The organism is Bacteroides sp. 3_1_13, from assembly GCF_001185845.1.
GTDB classification, from domain to species: Bacteria; Bacteroidota; Bacteroidia; order Bacteroidales; family Bacteroidaceae; genus Bacteroides; species Bacteroides xylanisolvens.
In genome coordinates this window covers 1,821,471-1,842,952 of the sequence record NZ_KQ236955.1, presented here as the reverse complement: position 1 = coordinate 1,842,952, position 21,482 = coordinate 1,821,471, and the positions used below count along the sequence as shown (strand labels likewise).

Sequence of the window (21,482 nt, the reverse complement as noted above, 5' to 3'; positions counted from 1 at the left end):
TAAATGCATGAAGCAAGTTAAATTTAGAATCGTTCAAACGATTCTCCCCTTGTTAATAGGGATGTTTTTATCATTGGGCGCTTATGCACAGCAAATCACAGTCAAAGGACATGTGAAAGATGCTATGGGCGAACCCGTGATTGGCGCCAATGTCATTGCCAAGGGTACCACAACGGGTACCATCACTGACTTTGACGGTAACTTCACATTGAATGTTCCTCAAAATTCTATTCTGTCCATTACATTCGTCGGTTACAAAGCAGCAGAAATTAAAGCAGCTCCTTCGGTAATGGTCACACTGGAAGATGACTCTCAAGTATTGGACGCCGTAGTCGTTGTAGGTTACGGAACAGTAAAGAAAAACGACTTGACGGGATCAGTTACTGCCATCAAGCCGGATAAAATCAGCAAAGGAGTAACCACCAGCGCACAGGATATGATAACAGGTAAAATAGCCGGTGTGAATGTAATTTCCAGCGGTACTCCGGGTGGAGGAGCTACGATTCGTATTCGCGGTGGTTCATCATTGAACGCCAAAAACGATCCGTTGATCGTTATCGACGGACTGGCAATGGATAATAGCGGTGTGCAAGGTTTGACTAATCCTTTGGCAATGGTAAACCCGAATGACATCGAAACTTTCACTGTTTTGAAAGATGCTTCGGCCACCGCCATCTATGGTTCACGTGCTTCTAATGGTGTGATTATCATCACTACAAAGAAAGGGAAAGCAGGCAGCAAACCACAGGTGAACTATGAAGGTAACGTTTCCGCCGGTATACTGCAAAAGACAATAGACGTAATGGATGCCAATGAATTCAAAGGATACGTATCCAAACTTTATGGTGAAGGAAATGCTCCAAGCCCCTTCGGTGAAGCAAACACTGACTGGCAGAAAGAAATTTTCCAGACAGCCGTTAGTACAGACCATAACGTGACTGTAAGCGGTGGTTTGAAAAATATGCCTTATCGTGTTTCTTTCGGTTACACCAATCAGAATGGGATCCTGATGACATCTAATTTCGAGCGTTATACCGCCTCCGTCAATCTGACACCCTCTTTCTTTAAAGATCACCTGAAGTTCAATATCAATGCTAAAATGATGTGGGCCAACCAACGTTATGCTGACGACGGGGCTATCGGCGCAGCTTTGACCATGGACCCGACCCAACCTGTATATGACTCTTCGGACATGTACAAAAACTTCGGTGGATTCTACCAACCGACCAGTGACGGTAGTTCATATAACGATCCGGAATGGCCGCTTACACTGGAAAGTAATTCAACCGCCAACCCTGTTTCCCTACTGAAACTAAAGAAACATACTTCCAGAAACACCAGTTTTATCAGCAATGTAGAAGTAGACTATAAATTCCACTTCCTCCCTGACCTACATATCCATGCTAACGTAGGCGGTGACTACTCGGAAGGTAAGGAAAAGAATGTAAATTCACCTTATGCCCCGGGCTCTTATTACTATGGTTGGAACGGGACTGACTACGGCTACAAATATAACCTGTCGGTGAATGCCTATGCACAATATTCCAAAGAAATCGGGGATCATTATGTCGACGTAATACTGGGTGGTGAAGAGCAACATTTCCACTATACCGGATATAAAGTCGGACAAGGAACAAATCCGTTAACAGGCGAAGCCTACAATCCGAATCTGCGCTCACAAACAGCCTGGGGACATCACAGTACATTAGTTTCTTATTTTGCCCGCGTAAATTATACATTACTTAGCCGTTATTTGCTGACAGCCACTTTCCGCCAGGACGGTTCTTCCCGTTTCTCTAAAGACAACCGTTGGAGTAGCTTCCCTTCTGTTGCTTTGGGATGGAAACTGAAAGAAGAAAATTTCCTGAAAAACGTAGAAGTATTGTCAGATCTGAAACTCCGCCTCGGATGGGGTATCACGGGTCAGCAGAACTTAGGCGACGATTATGATTTCCCTTATATGGCACTGTACCGCGTCAACGCAGCCGGAGGTTATTATCCTTTCGGGGATACCTATTATGGCACTATGCGTCCTAAAGCTTATAACGAAGACCTGAAATGGGAAGAGACAACGACTTATAACGCAGGTTTCGACTTTGCTTTCCTGAACGGACGTATCTCCGGCTCGATGGATTACTATTACCGGAAAACCGACGATTTAATCAATACCGTAAAGATTGCGGCGGGGACTAACTTTAATACCCAACTGATCAGCAACATCGGTTCATTAAAAAATACGGGGCTTGAATTCACCATCAATGCCAAACCTATTGTAACCAAAGATTTTGTCTGGGACTTGGGATATAACATCACTTGGAACAAAAATGAAATCACTAAACTGACCGGAGGAGATGATTCTAATTACTATGTAGAAACCGGAGGTGTATCTACTGGTATTAGCGGTGCAACCTGCCAGGTACAGAAAGTAGGTTATCCGATGAACTCATTCTTCGTTTACCAACAAGTGTATGATAAGGATGGAAAACCGATTGAAAACATGTTCGTAGACCGTAACGGAGATGGTGTCATCAACGCTTCGGACAAATATATCTATAAAAAACCTGCCGCTGACGTATTGATGGGACTGACTTCCAAATTCACTTATAAAAATTGGGATTTAAGCTTTGCCCTCCGTGCCAGCCTGAATAACTATGTGTACAATGACGTACTGGCCAGTAAATCCAGTGTCGGCAAGGGAGGAATCTTTAATCATGGATACTATTCCAACCGCCCGACAGCTGCCGTGAATCTGGGATTTGAAGGAAAGGGAGACTATTATCTGTCCGATCGTTTCGTTGAGAATGCTTCATTCTTGCGTTGTGATAACATAACAGTAGGTTATAGCTTCAAAAATTTACTGAAGTCCCAGGCTTATAAAGGTATCAACGGCCGTATTTACGGTACTGTACAGAATCCCTTCGTTATCACCAAGTATACAGGACTCGATCCTGAATCGGTTATCAGTTCAGGAAATGATGCCGGAGTAGCAGGTATTGACAGGAACATTTATCCTCATCCGATCACTATCCTGTTCGGGCTAAGTCTTCAGTTCTAAGATTGTAATTTATTAAAAAGTAGACTATTATGAAGTTCAAATATATAAAATCAATAGTTTCAGCAGCGTTGTTCCTTAGCCTGACCACCGGAATGACCTCCTGTATCAATGACCTGGATATATCTCCAATCGATCCTCAGATGACTGCCACCTTCGACCAAGATATGTACTTTACCAAACTATACGCTTCACTGGGACTTACCGGACAAAAATTGAGCGAAGATCCGGATATCGCAGTAAAGGACGAAGGTCAATCCTGTTTCTATCGCGCTCTTTTCACTAACAATGAATATGGCACTGATGAGATGATATGGACCTGGCAAGAAAATGCCGGTATCCCCGAACTAACTTATATGCGTTGGAACTCCTCTCATCAGCAGACAGAAATATTATATAATCGTTTAGCATATAATATCACACTCTGCAATTTCTTCCTGGATCAGATCGCCGGAAAAGAGGATGCTACCTCCGTTCAGCAACGTGCCGAAGCCCGTTTTCTCCGTTCCTTATTTTACTATTATCTGATGGACACCTTCGGAAAAGCTCCTTTCACCGAACACTTCTCCAAAGAGAATCCTCCTCAAAAGACGGCCTCCGAACTGTTCGCTTATATTGAAAGCGAACTGGAAAGCATCGAAAATGATATGAGCGAACCGCGTCAAGCTCCTTTCGGACGTGCCGACAAAGCTGCTTGCTGGTTGCTGCGTGCCCGTTTGTATCTCAATGCCGAAGTATACACCGGACAACCGCGTTGGAATGATGCTATCACCTATGCCGGCAAAGTGCTCGATCCCTCCAATGGATACGGATTGTGTGGAAATTACGAACAACTTTTTATGGCAGACAATGATGAAAATCCCGATGCTAAAAAAGAAATCATCCTTTCTATCCGTCAGGATGGTGTACAAGCAAAGAGTTACGGAGGAAGTTACTTCCTGATTGCTGCAACGCAAAAGAGCGACATGCCGAATCGCGGAACAAATGACCCTTGGGAATGTATCCGTACACGCAAAGCACTGGTTGACAAGTTCTTCGCAAACAGTGAGGATATTCCTTTCACCGAATATACCGATAATAAATGGCAGAATGTGAGAGATGTGCAGGCTGCTGCAAAAGATGAACGCGCCTTGTTCTATACAACCGGTCGCAAAGCCGAACTGGAAAGTGTAGGTAAATTCACCGACGGACTTTCATTTATGAAATGGAGTAATCTGCGCTCGGACGGACAACCCGCTCACGATGCTAAAATTCCTGATACGGACATTCCGTTCTTCCGTTTGGCGGAAGCTTATCTGATTCGCGCGGAAGCCTATTTGAGAGCAGGCGGCGCAAATGCACAACAAAATGCCTGGTTGGATATCAAAGCCCTCAGAGACCGTGCCAAAGCAACAGAAATACCCTCTGCCAATAACCTGACATTAGATTATATTCTGGATGAACGTGCCCGCGAATTGTATCTGGAAGGATTCAGACGCACAGATTTGATCCGTTATGGCTATTTCACCTCAAGCACCTACCTCTGGGATTGGAAAGGCGGTTCCTTTGAAGGAAACGGTGTGAGTTCGATCTATAATCTCTATCCGATACCGAAAACAGAAACGCTGACGAATACAAATATGACTCAGAATCCGGGATATTGATAGAACCTTTATTCACGTTTTAAAGACTGAAAACAATGAAAAACCTATATAAACTATTTACATTGACAATGGGGCTACTAGCTCTGTCCGCCTGTGAAGCAGACCGTGACAGCAACCCTGTGTTGAACGAACCGGATACGTTCGTACTGAATGTGCCAGCTTTTGCTTCCAACAACGTGTACGACCTTAAAAACTCCGAATCATTGGAATTAACCTGTACACAACCGGATTACGGGATTCCGATGGCAACCACTTATTCAGTACAAATTTCACTGGAAGAAAATTTCGTTGACGCTCATGCAGAGACAAATACGGAAGCTAATTATACAACTTTGGGTACTACCCATTCTTCTGCCAAAATGGAAGTGAAAGCTTTAGAATTTGCATTGGCACTGGGAGACTTGTGGAGTGCATCCTCCGATGAAGAATTTCCGACCACTCCCATACCCGTTTATGTACGCCTGAAAGCGGAACTGACCAATAGTGGTCGTGGCATCGCTTTTTCGAATGTAATTGAACTTCCCAAAGTATTGGGATATAAAGCTGTACCGCCTCTCGAATTACCTTCCAGTATATTTATCAATGGCTCGATGGCAGGTAGTAATTGGAGCAACTGGGTGCCTTTGGCAGCAGTAAACGGAATGTCCAAGTTCTTCGGTTTATTCTATTTCGGAGGCACTGATATGTTCAAGTTCGGTACTAAAGAAGGAGAATACATCGGATTCAACGATCCACGTCTGACAATAGCCTCGGATGCATTCACCGGATCGGATGATGGATTTGGCGGACAAAATATCAGCGTTAATGTCACAGGCTGGTATACAGTGATCATGTCTGTAAGCATCAAAGGGACTGATTATGCCTTTACGCTGGATATTGCTCCGGGCGAAGTTTGTCTGATAGGCAATGCTATAGGAGATTGGACATTCGGCGATAAAGGCAAATTCCAAGCACCAACAACGGCAGATGCAGACTTTGTTTCACCGGTATGCACCGGAGGCGGAGAATTGCGTATGTCCGTCAAAGTTCCGGGAGAAGACTGGTGGCGTACGGAGTTCGCTATACCTAATGGAAAAATCGTGTTCCGTGAAAACAAAAGTGTGATTGACAGTTGGTCGGAAATAGGTCCTGAATATGCGATAAACGTTAAGGCAGGGCAGAAAATAAATCTGAACTTTGTTCAGAAAACAGGTTCCGTTACTCAATAATCGTTAACTTTAATAACTGAATATCATGAAAAGATTATCATATATGGCGTGTCTGTTGCTTGCTTCGGCAGCTTTCACCGCTTGCGATGAAGATTTTAAGGACTGGGCTGATCCCCAGTCCAATCCCCAGGAAGAAGCTATAACTGCAATGGTAGATATAACTCCGGTTGCCAGTATGAAACTTGAAGAACAGCCGGGCGATTCTGTGGTAATCGCCTCTGTTTCTTCGATTGCAGAAAACTTCTCACTCACAGCTTGTAATATAGAATTAGTTGCCGAAGGGCAGATATTAAATCTACCGTCAAAAGTAAAAGATGGGAATATAAAAGTCAGGTTGACAGAACTTGACCAAAAAGTGGCAAGTTTGTATAAGTCACAAAAATCTTTAGAGCGCGAAGTCACTTTAAAGCTGACACCGGTAGTCATGACAACCAACGGTGAAGCAACTTCACTGACTGAATACCCGGAAATGCAATCTGCCATCACTCCGGTCGCAACTCCGGCTGTGGATACGGAATACTATATAGTAGGTGATCTAAACAGCTGGCAGATGGACAAATCGACAGCCACAAAGCTCGAAGTAGACAAAGACAATCAGTATCTCTTTTCAGTAGTCGTCGAGTCGGAAGAGAAGTTTGATTTCAAGATTGTCCCGGGAAGTGCGATAGAAGCTCCGGATGCCTGGCAAAGAGCCTTGGGTGCTTCCAAAGTAATAGAAGATCCGGATCCGGGATTATTGGCTTTCAGGGATAAAGAAGGAGCCGACCCGGATAATCTCACCTGCGCCGGCGGAAAGAAAATGAAAATTACGATTAATGTAGAAGATTATACATACACAATCAAGGAGGATCTACCCGAGCACATGTACATCAATGGATCTCCGTACAGTCTTGGGTGGGATTGGGCAGTAGCTCCTGAAATGGTTCCTGTCACACAGACTCCCGGAATGTTCTGGAGTATACAATATTATACGGCGGGAGACCAAATCAAGTTTGCTCCGGTTAGAAAATGGGAAGGAGACTTTGGTTATGACGAAGAAATCTTATCTCCGGAAGCAATTGATTTCGCCGAATTAACATCCTCAGGAGGCAATATTGGCATTGGTAAATCCGGATGGTATCTGGTAATTGTCGCAGTGACTACAGAAGGAAAAACAATTTCATTCCGTTTGCCGGAAGTTTACCTGTTGGGAGGTGTGATTAACAATTCGTGGAATTGCGATGAAACGACCTTGTTCAGGATTCCGACCGATAAAACAAGCGACTTCATATCACCGGCAGCAACCGTTACAGGCATGGCACGTATTTCTACTACGGCTGTAGATGCCGGAGGCTGGTGGAAGAGCGAATTTACACTTGATCTGGCTAATGAAGGCGATGGTACTATCGTTTACCGTGAGAATAAGAACGTATCGGATAATCTAAGCGAACTTGGCTACGAATGTAATGTAAAAGCCGGTCAGAAAGTCCATATTAACTTTACGACAGGCAAAGGTAAAGTCGAATAACTATCAGACACTCTTAAACAGCACAACGAGTAGAATCAATTACGATCATATCTCAAGTCTCCTTCTTCGGGAAAGAGGAGATTTGAGATATGATCGAAATCTGACACACTCAAAGCTAAATATAGTACCACTACATTGGAAGAAGAATTCTAAAATAAGGCTTATGAAAGACTTTAAATATATTTGGCTCCTTTTATTGCTGATACTCAACAGCTTTGGAGCTTGTTCAGATGATGATCCGTTGATGCCGGGCGAGCGTCCTTCGTCCGGAACTGATCCTGCCCCGGAAGAACAAGTTCTCCACGACGGATTTAATTTTGATCCGGCTATTCCTAAAGCGGATGAACCACTGACTATCACCTTCAAAGCACCCGAAGGAAGTAACTTCTATGGTTACGCTGACGACTTGTACTTACACTCCGGAACAGGAGCAAACTGGACAGGTGCACCTACATGGGGAGATAATCAGAATAAATACAGACTGAAAAAGACAAAGGACAATGTGTGGAGTATCACCCTTTCCTCATCTATCCGCCATTTCTATTCTGTTGCTCCATCTACTCCCTTACAGACCATTAACCTGATTGTACGTGATGCGGAAGGTAGCCAACAAACCTACGATTACGCAACTTTAGTAGAAGATAGTCAAAACGGATTTATCTGGGAAGAACCGCAAAAAGCCCCTCTCCCCATATCCGGAGAAGAAAAAGAGGGTATTCATATCCATTCGGCCACTTCGATAACGCTTGTATTATATGATAAGGACAGTCAGGGCGGTCATAAAGATTGTGTATTTGTAACAGGTAATTTCAACAACTGGAAACTGGATAGTCGCTACATGATGAAATATGACGAAACAAACCATTGCTGGTGGATCACTCTGGAGGAATTGACTGCCGGTGAAACACAGTTCCAGTACTTTGTGTACAGTGCTTCGGATGGCGGTACTTACTTGTGCGATCCTTATTGTGAGCAAGCATTGGAAAAGGGAGTGGATACCAACTTTCCCACTGGCGCACAAGCACCTTACGTATCAGTCGTAAGCACAAACCCACAACCCTATCAATGGAGTGCCGGAGAATTTGAGATGAAGAATAAAGAAAATCCGGTTATCTATGAGCTCTTGTTGCGGGATTTTACTTCCAGTGGAAATCTGGCAGGAGCAATGGAAAAGCTGCCTTACTTAAAAGAACTGGGAATAGATGCTATCGAACTGATGCCTGTACAAGAATTTGCAGGTAATGACAGTTGGGGATACAACACCGGACTATACTTTGCACTGGATGCCTCGTATGGAACTCAAAATGAATATAAAGCTTTTATTGACGCCTGCCATCAGAATGGAATCGCCGTTATTTTCGATGTAGTCTACAACCATACGAACAATGATAATCCGTTTGCCCGTATGTACTGGGATACGTTTAATAACCGCCCTTCCACTAAGAATCCATGGCTGAACGCTGTAACACCGCATCAGAAGTATGTTTTTTCACCGGATGATTTCAATCACACTTCAGAACAAACAAAAGCTTTTGTCAAACGCAACCTGAAATATCTGTTAGATACTTACCACATCGACGGTTTCCGTTTCGATTTCACCAAAGGTTTCACACAGAAACAGACAACAGGTGATGATGATTTGGCGGCAACCGACCCTGCTCGTGTATCAGTACTGAAAGAATACTACGAAGCCGTAAAAGCTGTCAAAGAAGATGCAATGGTTACCATGGAACATTTCTGTGCAAATGAAGAAACAACTTTAGCCACAGAAGGAATTCATTTTTGGAGGAATATGAACCATTCTTATTGTCAGTCGGCTATGGGCTGGAAAGATAATAGTGATTTCTCCGGATTATATGACACCACCCGTCCGAATCAATTTGTGGGCTATATGGAAAGTCATGACGAAGAGCGGTGTGCCTATAAACAGATTGAATACGGAAATGGAGCCTTAAAAACCAACCTGTCCGAACGGCTCAAACAGTTATCATCCAACGCCGCATTCTTCTTTACGGTTCCAGGTCCGAAAATGCTTTGGCAATTCGGCGAAATGGGGTATGATATTTCAATAGACGAAAATGGACGTACCGGAAAGAAACCAGTCCTTTGGGAATATCAGACAGAGCGTAAAAGCTTGGTAGATATTTATACAAAACTAATCACTCTACGGACAACACACTCCGATTTATTCAACGCTTCTTCTCAATTTACCTGGAAAGTCAGTTATAATGATTGGGATAATGGACGTACACTGACATTGAAAGCTGTGAATGGGAAACAACTTCATGTGTATGCGAATTTCACCAATGCATCTATCGATTATACTATTCCTGAAGGTACATGGTATCTATATCTGGAAAATGGGAATCCCGTGGAGGGAGAAAAAAAGATCAGTGTTCCTGCACACGAGTTCCGCTTATACACCAACTTTGCCGAATAACGAGCGGGTGTTTTGAGCAGAAAGGAAGATTTAACTAATAAGCATTGAAGATTCTCTAACGACAAAGGCACAAAGATGGCAGGTTATTTTTCTGCTACTTCTTTGTGCCCTTGTTTTATATTTTGTTCCGTATTATGCCTGACCTTTTATTTTGTTGAAACATAATTAGACCTGTGTCTCTCCCTCGATATACTCTTCCAAAAAGAGATTCTCTCCGTCAAACACGGCATAAGAGAAGAAGTTAATCCAGTCTCCCAAAATCAACACACGGGAGGTGGCGCTCAACATCAAATCCAGTTCAATGTGACGATGTCCGTAAATAAAGAAGTTGATATTGGGATGGCTTTTCAAGTAGTCTTTGGTATATAGTACCAAGTGTTCCTTGTTTTCTCCCATATAATCCGGTTCCTTTCCGTCCGCCCGTTTTTGTCGGCTGTGCTTAGCCCATGTTAAACCCAATTCAACACTCCAGCGGGGATGAATAGCAGAAAACATCGTTTGCAAAGTTTTGCTGTGGAACATCGAACGAAGTAGCTTGAACTTCTTATCCGGATCACCCAAGCCGTCACCATGAGCAAGATAAAACTCCTTTCCGTAGATTTCAGTAGTCAATGGTTCGCGATGCATGATGACACCACACTCTTTGGTGAGATAGTCTCCACACCAGATGTCATGATTACCTATAAAAAAATGCACCTCTACACCCATATCTGTTAGTTCGGAGAGCTTCCCCAAGAAACGGGTGTACCCCTTAGGAACTACCAGCCGGAATTCATACCAGAAGTCGAACATATCTCCCAGTAGATAAATGGCGGAAGCCTTATGCTTTATACTATCGAGGAAGTTCACCAAACGCCGTTCTTGAGTACGCCCGTGCTCAATAGCACGAGAACCAAGATGTGCATCGGAAAGAAAATAAATGTTCTTCATTTAATTACCAGTTACGAGATCTAATAACGAATTACAACTTATAAAATCAGAGCACTGCCTGACATAGAACGATTAAAGAAAACCTAATTCCAATTTGGCTTCTTCACTCATCATGTCTTTATCCCATTCAGGTTCGAAGACCAGATTGATGGTGGCGGAATTCACTCCTTCTACTGACTCCACTTTTTGGCGAATATCCTCCATAATAAAATCAGCAGCCGGACAATTGGGAGCTGTCAGCGTCATATCGAGTGCCGCTTCTCCACTATCGGAGACGTCAATCTTATAAATCAGTCCAAGATCGTATACATTGACCGGAATCTCCGGATCGTACACTGTCTTTAGCATAGCTACAATCTTCTCTTCTATTTCAATTTTTTCCATACGTCCTTATTTATTATGTATCGCAAAGATAGAGATAAAAAATGAAACATAAAAAATTAGGCACGGAATGCGTATCCCGTGCCTAAAGAATATATCATTTACTCTCTATCTCCGGTTACTAAAAAACACACCGGAACAGTAAATTGTTGTAATGAGTAGTCTTAATCTACTTTCTCACCGAAATCTGTCTGTTGTTGCTCCACTTCTTTCAGTTTTAATTCATTCAGTTCACGACGGCGGCGTTCCAACTCCAGTTCAGCATCACTCTTCTTGTCCATGGAGAACGATTCGGATGGCTTAGGCAGCGCTTTTTCTTTCTTATCAAATATCAATGGATACATTGGAACGGAAGATGTTAGTTCCAGTTCACCGCTTACAGGCATCTGTGATCCCTCAAACAAAACACTGGCTCTTACCTTAATCTTTCCGGGAGTCGTGGTCGACTGGATCAATACGGGAGCACTGCCCCATTTCACCGGAGCAGGATTTGCCAAGACATTAGCTCCGCCCAAAATACGTCCCTCTCCTTCTACAAAGAACTTGATATAATAATTATTCAAACGCTTTACATTTCCATTCTTATCCGTGATTTCTGCCACAACAGTAACAAAATCAGATCCATCAGCACGCAGTCCGATTCCTTCGTTGTCTACTCTCAAACGAATCTGTTCTGCACGGCGGGCGGGCATTACTTTATGTGTAGCCACCACCTTGCCATCCATCAGTCCCTCTGCCAGGAAATAGACGTCCGCATCATGCTTTTCACGAGTCATCTTCTTATCAACCATAAAGTCAAATATCCCGGGGAAAGTTATTACCGGAGAAGGCATTCCTTTTCGTGTCTTGTCTTTTTTATAGGTATAAGTTTGCCCATCTTTATTCACAGTCAAACGAACTTCATCGCAGTTGGAATACACCGTTACATCTCTGCTTGAGAACGGTGTCATCTCGTGAGCGATATAAACCATCGGTCCGCTTTCTGCCAAACTCTCGGAAACGACAGCCGGACGTTGCGCCTTAAACATATAATAAGAATACTTAGGCTGACGGAATACATCCATCAATCCACCATAGAACGGGTCCGGGTGGTATCCCCGCTGATGATCGAACGAATGCCACAAGCATCCGCCCACATGCCAGGGAGACTCTTTATACAAACCATCATAGCAAATGTAATTATAATAAGGAGAAGCGTAATGAGCAGCCTGTATAAGCATGGGCTGTTCTCCCCAGTTACGGGCTGTGCGACTTGGAGAATTGTGCGAACTCCAATCATCGACATTATCTCCCCACTCGCGTGTAAAGTAAGTTATTTTAGGATCACGTTTTGAAAGATCCATCGGATGGGTAAACTGCACCGGAAAATATTGCGAGCCCTTGGCTTGCACATCACAACCGGAATAGCAGGATGGATAAGGATATTCCTCATCAACAATCCCTTTCACACGCCCGGCAAAATCTTCCGGATACCATGTCTCATTCAAGATTGGTTCCCACAGCCATACACAAGGATGGTTACGGTCACGGCGAACCATATTACGTATATCATTATAAACCCGTTTGGCAAAAATGGGTTCGTCATTCCAGAATTGCCATCCCGGAGTATTCACGATAACAAACAGGCCAAGTTCATCACAGGCATCCATAAAAGCCGGGTCTTGCGGACAATGTGCATTACGGATTACTTCCAGCCCCAAATCTTTCAGTTTCTTGGCATCACGCCAGTGAATACTATTGGCAACCGCATTTCCTACAACTGCAAAATCCTGATGCCGATTAGCTCCCATCAAAGGTTTACCATAAGGTTTTCCATTCAGCCAGAAGCCATCTTTTCCCTTAAATTCGATACTACGGATACCGACGCGACGACGATAACCGTCTACTACATTTCCATTCTTATCATAAATACGTACACACAGATTATACAGATAAGGTGATTCAGGAGTCCATAAATGCGGCTGCTCTACTTTCATCTTTCCATTATGACTTGTCGCAGTCCCTTTACGGATATTCAGTTTCACATCTGACGATGCCACTTCTTTTCCTTCACGGTCTACTAAAGAATAGGAAATTTTTCCTGCAAAGCCCTGTTTGTCTTCATTACGTATATGCGCTTTCAAGAGAATATCTGCCGATTGCTCCGATACACGATCTGTGGCAATAAACAGTCCGCCTCCTGCTATTTCGTTCTCGTAATTCGGATCCGTGATAAACACATAATTATGTGCAATCAGCCAGCAATCCCGATAAATGCCTCCCAAATAGGCATAATCTAACACATCTTGTGGTTTTCCAGGCGCATAGGTCGGATCGTCGCTATTATCAGCCCACACCGCAATCACATTGTCCTCTCCCCACTTTAATGCATCAGTCACATCTACCGATACGGGAAGATAGCCTCCAAAGTGCTCTGCCAATAATTTACCGTTTACATAAATCTTACTTTTACCCATAATGGCTTCAAAGTGCAGAAACAGTTTCTTTCCTTTCAATGCTTCGGATGGAGTAAAGTGTTTACGATACCATACTTCCCCCTGATAATTGATGCAACCACTAGCCTCAGTAGGAAGATACTCGATACCATTAGGTAAAGACACCACCTGCCAGGTTTTGTCGTCAAATTCTTTTGCTTCGGCACCCACCACACTTCCTTTATAAAAGCGCCAGGCAGGATTCATCGAGTACACATCACGCCCGGTATCCGGTAACCGGAAGAAACCGGCTGTTGAAAATTCCGGCTCATGGGCATAACCCATAAAAAACAGAGATAAAAGCAGTAAGCTAACAAAGATTCGTCTCATATAAAGTTTTATTTTATAATGAATGTCATGTTGTCTGTCGCAATCAACCCAAAGATGTCTTCGACATACAAAGATAGTATATTCCAGATACGAATCCCCCTATTTGTCCTCTTCATATACAAAACAAGGATAAATAAGGGGATTCAAACTAATACCTGTCAGTTATTAATGCGAATCAGTAGTTGAACTCTGATTCCTTGTTTTAGAAAATTAGATAAATGAATGCGATGGCAATTTTGCCCATCGTATGTACTAAAAGTCCAGATGTAGATCTGACTTTCATCGCTCTTTGAATATTTGTTTTTTCATTCAGCCAGTTGAAAAAAGATTCTATCGGTTGTCTGACCTTTGATACTGCAGTTGAAAACAGGTCTCTGCCCGCTTTCTCTCTTTGAGTAATAATAGGCTCCTCTCCCTTTATTGCTTTAACGGGAGTCATCATGGTTACCCCTTGTTCCTGCTGTTTGTTTCCCCAGAACGAGAAGTCTGAGTATATCTTATCCGCAAATATATATCTGTTTATAAGACTATCAGCGGCTTCTCTTTTAAGAACAGTCAGATCATTCTCCTCTGCCGATGATAAGATGATCATTTCGGGGAATGGAATGGTTCCTTCCCTGCGGAAAGCTAAGGTGTGAAGTTTGAGCCCGAAATAATACATGTTCTTTGTAGAGCAGTATCCTTTAGTGGCAATTTCAGTAGCCACTTTTCCGGTTTTGTTCTTTCCTGCACAAGTAATGATGGGCATGGAGTCAATAAGTGATATCATAGAATCGCAATCTGTTGGTTTAAAGAAAGTAATGAGATGCTTCACCAGTTCATTAATCGCCTCACTCATCAGGTTCAGCCGATAGTTGAATGTTTGATAAGAGGGAAGGTTAGGGAACCAGGAAAGCAAATATTCTTTGGTGAATGTATGTATCTCTTTGATGCTAAAATAGCGCTGATACGCTCCGCAGAACAGATATACGGTAAGCAGCTCCTGATCAGTGAAGATCGGTGTAGCGTTATTACTGAACCTCTGACAGTAGAACTTCAGTGAAGACTGATAAACATCGCAGATATACATATATATTTTTATAAGTTTTAGCTCTTTCTCCTTGGGAATCATAATTAGAATAATGAGTGGTTTTATTCTTCTAATATACTGATTTTCAAGGAGATTAAGAAATAAATAAATGAGATAATTAATTGAATAATAACAATTTAACTAACTGAATCAGCTAGTGATTTCAACTACTGATTCGCATTATTATTCATCCGGTTGAATGAGTAAAGGTACTCTGGCACTATCGGTTCCTGTATTTTCAACATACTTGTAACCAGAGCCAGCTACCGCTTGATTCATGGATGCTATTTTGTCAATAAGGGCAGCAGCATCGCTTACCTTAGTTGAAGTTGGTAAGTTTCCACCCGGATTCGAAACTCCGTCGGACATAAAATAACATTCGTTTGCTGTCACTGATCCCGTTGATATTCCACAAATGGTAACAGAAGCAGTGCCAGAAAGCACAGAAGTTGAATAACATCCTGTCAAAGTTCCACCATTTTTCACCAAACCACCAATATTTCCGGACGCTTTGGCCACTATTTCACCAGCAGCAAACGAAGCGGTTACAGGTCCTTCGTTTCCTCCCACCAGACCACCGGCATTCACAGCTGTAAATGCAGTAATAGTCATCAAAGAATAACAGCCAGTTATGGTTCCCTGAACATTCCAACCCACAAGTCCTCCGATGGCACCTTCACCATTACCTCTATATACAAAGGATACCTCCTTGTCAATCGAAGAACCTTGTATTTGTGCCTTAGACCACCATCCGTTCACACCTGCCAATCCACCGGCATTTACTTTACCACCGGCAACAGTCAGTACCACATTACCTTTTACCTTACAATCCTTTATCATTGACGCACCAGTCTGATTATGTCCGGTAATAGCCCCTAACTTAGCATCTGCTCCATTGACAGTCAACGCTCCTCCATCAATGACGCAATTCTGAATCGTTCCGGTATTTATTGCTGCAAATGCTCCAGCTGCGCCTGACACTTGTTTCACTGTTACATCTTTAAGAGTTAAATTTTTAATGATACCATTATTAGTTATAAACAAACCGGCATCGTTTCCTGTTGCTTCAATTGTAAGACCGGAAATAGTCTTGCCATTGCCGTCCAATATACCTTTAAACTCCGTAACCGGTACCCATGCCTCTTTAGTCGACATATCAAGATCAGCATCTAATGTAATTACCGTAGCAGCATTCGTCATAACAGTCGGTTCACTTGCCAAATTTATCAACCCGTCTTCTTTCTTGACTAAATACTTACCCGCTTCAGTCTCCTCATATCCCAAGTCTGCCACCAGCATAAATGATATACCATATCGCTTTCCAGCCACATATTTATATTCATCTCCTGCTACCACCGATTCGGCATTATAAAGTTCACTGATCTTTCCTTTTTTCTCTATTGTTTCCGTAGAGGAAGAATCTCCCACTTTTTCTATCGTAGCAGTAAAGGTTAATTCTGTATCCTTTGTCATGTCTGCCATCGGGAAGAAACTCAAATAACCGTATGCAACTTCATTCTTTGCCATGTCCAAACTTGTCATAGACAAAGTCAGACTATTACTTTTATCACCATACGTTTTCTCTTCTCCCGAAACTGTCAACGTTTTTGGGAAAATAGCAGCATCAGCCGAAACAACCACCTTTGTCACTTTATAGGCATCCGGTCTTCGATTGGTGAATTTAAACTGATAAAGAGCTGTCAAATGTTCAAACTTAAGATTGGTGACGGTAGTCCCATTCACCGTGCCTTTAGCAAGCATGTGCATCGTATTCTGCAGCTCTGCTTTTTGAGCACTTTGCGTAGCATCTCCCAACGTAAAAGTGAAAACATTCCCTGAAGTCGGAACATCTTTTTTCGGATAGATTCCCCAAACAGTAGCTCCCTCTTCAAAGTTACCATTCCCTGCAAATTCCACATTTCCAGACGGTTCACTCTCATCATAATTTATGGTTGTGAAATCATAGCCATTTGTTCCATTCCAAAGTGTAACCTTATCATCGGCATTCCACATAAAGGAACTACCGTCATCTTGTACGTTGGCACGTGTAGACGATTCTTTGTCCGTATTTTCATACCCCCGGATAGAAGCAACAGCCACATAAGTCTGTGATTCTCCCCGTTGCAGTTCATCCCCACCTTCAATGAAAACATCTTCTTTACAAGAGCTTAGGGTGGCTGCACTTAGCAGCCCGATCCCTAATAAAGAATAGATTTTATTCATGATTTATTTTTTTCTGTTATCAGTTATTTAAATATCACCACCATCTCCAAAATCTGATCCACCGAAGCCAGGTTCTTTCACAGCCCCCTGTAGAATCAACGGACAGTATATATTAGTTCCGGCATCCTCATTCACTTTAAAGCTAAAACCAAATTCTGGATCCTTGGCTTCTATTGCCAAATTCATCTGACGTTTCTTATCCTTGAGTTGAGTAGCTGTTACCTTACTAATTCCATTTACAGATCCGCTTCCTACAGGATTAGTCACCGTCTCGCCTACGAAATAACACTGGTTGATTCCTGTTGAATTCGAAGCGACGAAAGCTCCCAATTTATTACTTCCAGCATTATTAGTCACATTTATCTGCGTGGTCGAGTAGCAAGCCGTCACAGTAGCATCAGCATTATTAATGGTATTCTGTGCAATGAAACCGCCAGTATTATTATAGATAGTTCCACTAATTGAACCGGCTACATAACAGGCCAGAACCGTACCGTTACTATTAGCCCCTATAAGTCCTCCTACTTGTCCGGAACAAGAAACCTCAAGTTTGGCTAATGAGTAACAACCTTTGACTTTACCGGAGTTGTTCCAGCCAACAAGTCCGCCGACACAGGATGCACCACTAGAGTTACTAGGATGCTTGATTGTTACATCTGCACCGACATACGAATTTATAATAAGAGCCGTTCCATTAAAATGCTCACCAACCAAGCCACCATAATTAGAATTACCAGCACCACTCAAATTAAGGTTAATAGTTCCACTGATAACTTGACAACCTTCTATTCTTCCTTCGGAGTTTCGACCGATCAAACCACCAAAAACTACCGGTTTTATAACGGTTGCAGTCACTCCCTTGACTGTACAATTCTGAATGACACTCGTTGAACTTTCGGCAGCCAATGCTCCTGCTCCCTCTGTGATATCAGCAGAGAAACTTACATTTTCCAAAGTCAAATTCCGGATAGTTCCCGTATTGGTAGCTATAAAACCTTTATTAGCTATTTGCAAATTGCGGATGGTAACACCATTACCTTCAAATACACCTCCAAACGCACTAATAGGTTCCCAAAGTTCATTACCCATATCAATCACTTTTATTCCATCCCCTGCCGGTTCATCGATATATTCTTTTTCTAAAGTAACAGTTGCCTTACGGTATTCATCCGCAATTTTATTCCATCCGAATAATCCAGTCTTATTATAGATATGAATATTTCCATCATCATCGATCATATAGCCCTCATCAGGAATTCTGAAACGATAATCTACCTCAAAATCCATTTTATAATGCTTGCCGGCTGCAAACTGATTGGCAGTAGCATCCATATCAAGTCCGATGTTATCCTCCAAATCTTTGACTTTTACTTTTTTCAGCAGGATAATATCCTGTTCCACTTCATTATTCAAAACGCTTACTGTAATATTCAGTTCGGTCGTACTTTTCATCAACCGGGTATCACCATAGGTTGTAGGTAATATATTCAAATACCCGTTTAATGTTTCATTCTGCGCCAATGCTTGTCCACTCATGTCAAGTGTCAGTTTGTTACGCATACCTGAAAGACTCTGTACCACTCCGTCTTCGTCGATCTTCAACTCTGCGGGAAATACATCATCATCACTCTCCAGCGTAATATAGCGAATCTTCAGTTCCCGGTCCGACGTGTTTTTCAAACCAAACTGTATCAATGCAGTCAATGGTGAAAACGTTAATGCAGGAATCTTATTATCAGTCACATCCCCGGTGGCAACCATATAGGTAGTGGCTGCCAGTTCTGCTGTTTTTCCAGTCTGAGTAAATGTCTCCGGCATAGAAAAGGTAGCCAGGTCATTAAATGTTTTTGCTTCTTTCCGTGGAAATACCGCAATCAGCTTATGGCCATTTTCTACAGCAGCTTTTCCTGTGAATTCAGCAGATTTGTCAGGTTGGTTGTCATTATACCCCGGGGTGATAGAGAAATCATAGCCGGCTCCGAAGTTGCGATTCCATAATGTAACAGCATCTCCTTTATTCCATGTATACACTCCATTCTGCAAATTGCTGCGACCCAAAGGGGCGGACTGTTTAATAGAAGCTATAAATGAATAATCAGTCAGATTCTTGTCGGTTTCGTTCCCTTCACCGTTATTTTCATTCACCATCTTGTCCTCTTCGCAAGAGGTTAGTGCCATTGCGCCCAGCAGTGCAACGCTCAATAAGTGATAAACCTTTTTCATAACTATATAAAAGTTTGTTCGATTAAATATCTTTATTTCAACAACCATTAATACATTGGTTTGTTACGCGTTGGAGTACCACTTCCAAAATAGTCGTAGGTTGGCTTCTTATAGAAACGTATCCAGTCGATTTCCATACGTGGCGTATCATTGCTAGACTTACTTTCCTGATAAGAAATATGCTTAAAGTCGTTTGCCCAACTACCATCTTTAGCAGCCTGTTCTGCCGCAGCGTCACCAAGCGCCCATTCATTACATCCGGCAAATGTCAATAGTAAATGTAACCCTTCCGTATTGTATTTGTCCGTAAACGGCCAATGTGTAGACGAGTTCCATGAAGCCGTTCCATTAGCTATTCCGGTATAGCTGCCGTCAGTCCTCATGCGTACATTCTCTTTACCATTAATACCTAAAGCAATCTCGTTATTATCTCTCCATTCCATCCAATAGATATCGAATTCATCCATATCCGATATTATCAACTGTCCTGAAGACGGTTTATACTTATCACCGGATGAAGTGGATATATCATTCCAGTGGAAAGTCTGCCAAGCGCCATTCGGATTCGCATTGGTAGCCGGATTTTCCAGAAGATCAACCTCACCATAGGTAGACCATTGCACACCTCTGATATTTCCTTGGAACCAGACTGCCGAGTTGAAAGAGTGTTTCTTTCCACGCACACGGATTCTAACTTCCACACGAGTGCCCGGCAAAATGCGTACATTGCTGGATTCCCAAGAATCAGCACCCGTAGGCACACCATCAAACTTACTTGCATAGAGGGAGGAAACTCCAAAATCTCTTGTTCCCGTAATTTCCCCTGTCACACTGATTCCCGGATCATACGCACACCACATTTTCAAATATCCATCTTGAGTCATCGTTGCATATTTCTCATTTACAACCGCTTGTACTTTCTGTGTGTTAGCCACATTCTGTGCCGCCATAAAACGTGGAGGACGATTACCATACTGATTGGGGAGTCCGGTACCTTCTGTCAAAGCATCAATCGGATGGAACTCATAAGAATTCAGGAATGTCCATCCTTCAGCAGCTAACGCTTCATTCGGATGCGGATCACCCTCCTTTATCAATAGTGCTGACGCAGCTCTGACCTCATCCCATTTTTCTACAGCCTTTTTATTGCTGGCTGATACAAATATCTGATCCGGATCTGTATAAACCCATTGCTCATTGGTTAACTCGGTGCCCGGAGTCAAACCTGCATCCGTATCAGTAACCTTAATTTCCAACTCGTCCCCATATACCGGATGAATTTCAGAATCGGTAGCAAAAGACATAGACACAGAAGTGAAAGTATTCGGTCCTTTCTCTCCTTTCACCCATATAAGTTCAGATTCAGCTGTTTTATACCCGGCTTTCACCACCAATTCGCTCGGCAGATTCTCATATTTATCCGCATCTTCACCCGCATCAATATGAACGACTACATCTTCCTTAGCTGACGCTCCTACCGTAGCGACCAGAATAAATGAGCCATACTCTTTCACCGTATTGTCCGAATTGTTCTTCAATGACAAGATGGTGTAGTGTTTATCAGATACCACAATCGGACGTTCAGCCGCATTGATCTTGTATCCTCTGACATAAGCGGTGATAGTACCCGATATAGGATATTTAGCCAGATCGTTCTTTACCTTAAATTCGGTAAATCCCTGTTTCTCACCTTTCTTCATAAAAAGATGACCAGCAAAGCCTTCAAAGACATCAGATACAGGGACATCCTTTCCTTCTACATTCTTACCTGCAAAAGTCAGAACAACGTCTATATCTTCTTCGAGTGCCAACTGATTGTCTTGCTGATCTACCTTCACAGTAAAGGTCACATTATCTCCGATAGCAGCACTTTGAGTACTGATTTCGGCCACCAGATTCCGGGCTTCTCCGATAGAGATAACCGTCTCGGTGTCATTACAGCCTGTCATTACAAGGATAAACAGGCAAATTGGTAATAATCTATAGAAATATTTCTTCATAA

The 21,482-nt window shown here is 42.7% G+C and carries 12 protein-coding genes; 5 read left to right on the top strand and 7 right to left on the bottom strand.

Translation table 11 applies throughout. From position 1 onward, the window contains the following. Positions 1 to 7 precede the first annotated feature (7 nt). The 5 genes from HMPREF9009_RS06515 (at position 8) to HMPREF9009_RS06495 (ending at position 9,850) form a co-directional block, all read left to right on the top strand. On the top strand, positions 8 to 3,055 hold the full coding sequence (locus HMPREF9009_RS06515) for a SusC/RagA family TonB-linked outer membrane protein (RefSeq protein WP_004299756.1): 3,048 nt from the start codon (positions 8 to 10) through the stop codon (positions 3,053 to 3,055). 29 nt (positions 3,056 to 3,084) lie between these two features. Beyond that, entirely contained in the window at positions 3,085 to 4,695 is a 1,611-nt protein-coding gene (susD, locus tag HMPREF9009_RS06510) for a starch-binding outer membrane lipoprotein SusD (protein WP_008024454.1), read from the top strand. A 35-nt stretch (positions 4,696 to 4,730) separates the two neighbouring features. Continuing rightward, complete coding sequence (locus HMPREF9009_RS06505; RefSeq protein WP_004324583.1) at positions 4,731 to 5,903, top strand: SusF/SusE family carbohydrate-binding protein; 1,173 nt, start codon at positions 4,731 to 4,733, stop codon at positions 5,901 to 5,903. 25 nt (positions 5,904 to 5,928) lie between these two features. After that, positions 5,929 to 7,410, top strand: coding sequence for an Outer membrane protein SusF domain-containing protein (locus HMPREF9009_RS06500; protein WP_004305043.1), 1,482 nt, complete (start codon positions 5,929 to 5,931; stop codon positions 7,408 to 7,410). Between the two features lie 163 nt (positions 7,411 to 7,573). Then, entirely contained in the window at positions 7,574 to 9,850 is a 2,277-nt protein-coding gene (locus tag HMPREF9009_RS06495) for an alpha-amylase family glycosyl hydrolase (protein WP_004305044.1), read from the top strand. A gap of 165 nt (positions 9,851 to 10,015) precedes the next feature. On the opposite strand, the gene HMPREF9009_RS06490 is transcribed toward HMPREF9009_RS06495, so the two are convergent. From HMPREF9009_RS06490 to HMPREF9009_RS06460, 7 genes are all read right to left on the bottom strand, one after another. Then, positions 10,016 to 10,780: a UDP-2,3-diacylglucosamine diphosphatase gene (locus tag HMPREF9009_RS06490; protein WP_004299751.1), complete on the bottom strand. Its 765-nt coding sequence runs from the start codon at positions 10,778 to 10,780 to the stop codon at positions 10,016 to 10,018. Between the two features lie 72 nt (positions 10,781 to 10,852). Next, positions 10,853 to 11,164 carry an iron-sulfur cluster assembly protein gene (locus HMPREF9009_RS06485; protein ID WP_004299750.1) on the bottom strand — a complete coding sequence of 104 codons (312 nt, stop codon included), beginning with the start codon at positions 11,162 to 11,164 and terminating at the stop codon, positions 10,853 to 10,855. 161 nt (positions 11,165 to 11,325) lie between these two features. Next, on the bottom strand, positions 11,326 to 13,965 hold the full coding sequence (locus HMPREF9009_RS06480; protein ID WP_008024445.1) for a glycoside hydrolase family 2 protein: 2,640 nt from the start codon (positions 13,963 to 13,965) through the stop codon (positions 11,326 to 11,328). 202 nt (positions 13,966 to 14,167) lie between these two features. Further along, complete coding sequence (locus HMPREF9009_RS06475) at positions 14,168 to 15,034, bottom strand: transposase (RefSeq protein WP_004310695.1); 867 nt, start codon at positions 15,032 to 15,034, stop codon at positions 14,168 to 14,170. A 183-nt stretch (positions 15,035 to 15,217) separates the two neighbouring features. Further along, on the bottom strand, positions 15,218 to 17,257 hold the full coding sequence (locus tag HMPREF9009_RS06470; protein ID WP_008024441.1) for a GLUG motif-containing protein: 2,040 nt from the start codon (positions 17,255 to 17,257) through the stop codon (positions 15,218 to 15,220). Between the two features lie 27 nt (positions 17,258 to 17,284). Further along, positions 17,285 to 19,480 carry a hypothetical protein gene (locus HMPREF9009_RS06465; protein WP_032811979.1) on the bottom strand — a complete coding sequence of 732 codons (2,196 nt, stop codon included), beginning with the start codon at positions 19,478 to 19,480 and terminating at the stop codon, positions 17,285 to 17,287. A gap of 47 nt (positions 19,481 to 19,527) precedes the next feature. After that, positions 19,528 to 21,480 carry a DUF5006 domain-containing protein gene (locus tag HMPREF9009_RS06460; RefSeq protein ID WP_004299746.1) on the bottom strand — a complete coding sequence of 651 codons (1,953 nt, stop codon included), beginning with the start codon at positions 21,478 to 21,480 and terminating at the stop codon, positions 19,528 to 19,530. Positions 21,481 to 21,482 lie beyond the last annotated feature (2 nt).